Source organism: Staphylococcus sp. EG-SA-2, assembly GCF_017152085.1.
The window spans coordinates 1-2,230 of the sequence record NZ_JACYHC010000643.1; the positions used below are offsets into that span (position 1 = coordinate 1).

General features: G+C 31.1%; 4 protein-coding genes. 2 read left to right on the plus strand and 2 right to left on the minus strand.

What is annotated here, in order from left to right; all coding sequences use genetic code 11:
• Positions 1-232 precede the first annotated feature (232 nt).
• Positions 233-697: a bacillithiol transferase BstA gene (gene bstA / locus IDG60_RS11595; RefSeq protein WP_000208909.1), complete on the minus strand. Its 465-nt coding sequence runs from the start codon at positions 695-697 to the stop codon at positions 233-235.
• 166 nt (positions 698-863) lie between these two features.
• Here bstA and IDG60_RS11600 point away from each other — a divergent pair, with 166 nt between their 5' ends.
• Together IDG60_RS11600 and IDG60_RS11605 are read left to right on the plus strand one after the other, a co-directional pair.
• Positions 864-1,202 carry a PadR family transcriptional regulator gene (locus IDG60_RS11600; protein WP_000116416.1) on the plus strand — a complete coding sequence of 113 codons (339 nt, stop codon included), beginning with the start codon at positions 864-866 and terminating at the stop codon, positions 1,200-1,202.
• Complete coding sequence (locus tag IDG60_RS11605; protein WP_000956429.1) at positions 1,192-1,959, plus strand: membrane protein; 768 nt, start codon at positions 1,192-1,194, stop codon at positions 1,957-1,959. The genes IDG60_RS11600 and IDG60_RS11605 overlap by 11 nt, the downstream gene beginning before the upstream one ends.
• A gap of 118 nt (positions 1,960-2,077) precedes the next feature.
• Here the strand turns inward: IDG60_RS11605 and IDG60_RS11610 are convergent.
• A partial coding sequence (locus IDG60_RS11610; protein ID WP_481906090.1) for a pyroglutamyl-peptidase I family protein occupies positions 2,078-2,230 on the minus strand: 153 nt, incomplete at its 5' end.

A 2,230-nucleotide genomic window follows, 5' to 3' on the forward strand; every position in this document is an offset into this window, starting at 1 on the left:
AACGTCCTTCTTTCTATGTTTTATACATATTTCAATTTAAGAATAAAGCTAACTACAAAAGATGTACAGTAATAATTAAATATAAAATTAAATTAACGAAATCATTAATATAATTATTTTTCGAGAAGCGGTGAAGAACTGGTATAGATGGTGTTTATTAAATTCAAAAAAGTGGCCTTTTAAACAAATAAAAAACCCGTTAACGTGTTGTTAACGGTTAATAAGCACATATTTATTTTAAATTTTTTAATATACGAGACATCTCTTCAATTTTACCAGCATGAAGTGGGATGTGAATGGCATTTAATACTAATAACTCTTCTAAGTTATTACAACCAACAATTGGTTGTTTCAATTCAATTGCTAAATCATCTTCAGTTAGATTTCGTGCACGTTCAGGTAATGTTTGGAGACCTTCTAAAATCTTTTCAATACTCGGTACTTCATCCTTCCATTCATCTGGAGACGAACCATTTCCGAATAAAGGTCTATAGATATTTAAATCAATATTCTCTTTACCAGCAACAGCTAAGGCCGATTCAAAAATTGTTAATACATGCCCAAATTGCCAATGAATGGTATTAGAAAAAGGCTCATGATAATCATCAAGTACCTTTTCAACTTTCCAAGCATCATACACATTTACTAAATATCCTAACCCCATATCAATGACATCAAATACTGTTTTTGTAGTCATTATTAATTCCTCCCCCATAAATAAAACATACTTCCGTAAGTATTACCCTATTAACAAAGTTGTTAGTCATTTAAGGAATGTGTACAACAACTACCTTACAATAAAAGATAGTTGACGAAAAGTTCTCAATGTACTATCTTATTATGTAAGATAGTAGGTGATTAAAATGTCAGTGTCAGATCAGATTATGAAAGGTCTCTTAGATGGGGCGATATTAGGTCTCATTGCCCAAGGCGAAACGTATGGATATGAAATTATGACGAAACTTAAGAATCAAGAGTTTCCAGAGATAAGTGAGGGTAGTATTTATCCAGTTTTAATGCGTTTAAACAAAAAAGGATACGTTGATACGACAATAAAAAAATCTAGTAATGGCGGCCCGAGGCGGAAATACTATACGATTACCGATTCAGGTTTAAAGGAACTAAAAGTATTTAAATCAAAATGGCAAGCTTTGAATAAAGGGATGATTAACTTGTTTGGAGGGGAAAACGATGTTAACTAAACAATCTCAAGATTTTTTAGAAAAATTACGTGTTGAATTGTTATTTAGAGGTAAGACTGAAGCAGAAGTAGAAGAGTTATTGGAAGAGCTCGAAGATCATTTAACTATGGCTGAAAAAAATAACGAAGATACAAGTTCAATTATTAATACACCGATTAAGTCAATGGCTGATCAATTATCACCTGAGATAAGTCTTACTACCGGTTTGTATAAATATATTACTTTGTACTTCTCTTTTATATTAGCAGTCATTATAATTCCTAGGTTTTTAGATTTGGGTACATTTGATGTGACAATTGCATTTTTACTTTATATAGCTAGTATCGTTATTTTAGGTGTTGTCATTGGTATGCTGATTCTACGCAATACATTAGTCCGATTTGGTGACCAAAAAATAACGTATGTTATAAATGTGACTTATGGAATTGTCGTATTTTTATGGATGATTTTTGGTGGTTTGATTATTAAAAAATATCCTATCTATAGTTTCTTTGAGTTAAGTGACAAACAGAGTTTCATCGTTGGGTTAGTACTTTTAATTGCGCTTATTGTAATTTGTATTTTAATTAAACAGAAAATTTATGCGCTCATCGTGTTGGTAATTTCATTGCCAAGTTTGATAGCAAGGATAGCAGCTATCTTTAGTAAAGAACCAGACACTTTTAATTTAGTTTCAGTAAGTATACTCATCATTCTAAATATAGCATTTATTATTTATACATTTGTAAATTTTAGGAAGTTAAAAAAAGAAGACTAAACAATGTCGTTTAGCTAAAATACATCATTATAGTAAAACTGTATACCAATCATCCAAAAGCACCCTAAAGTTAGACTTAAACTAACAAATTAGGGTGCTTTTGTTTGTGCATTTATAACTATTCCGTTGTGCCTAGAGCTATACGTAAATCCTCATCATTAGAAATAGCTTCAATGGCTGCAGTCAAACCTGCAACTATCTTTTCTAATGGCATAGATGGTGTATCGGGTTTACCAATGACCTGCTCTGGTATGTATGGCACATGAATAAA

Excerpts from the sequence above, each read along its gene's own strand:
- IDG60_RS11605 (WP_000956429.1), top strand. The coding sequence starts at position 1,192 with ATGTTAACTAAACAATCTCAAGATTTTTTAGAAAAATTACGTGTTGAA.
- bstA (WP_000208909.1), bottom strand. The coding sequence starts at position 697 with ATGACTACAAAAACAGTATTTGATGTCATTGATATGGGGTTAGGATAT.
- IDG60_RS11600 (WP_000116416.1), top strand. The coding sequence starts at position 864 with ATGTCAGTGTCAGATCAGATTATGAAAGGTCTCTTAGATGGGGCGATA.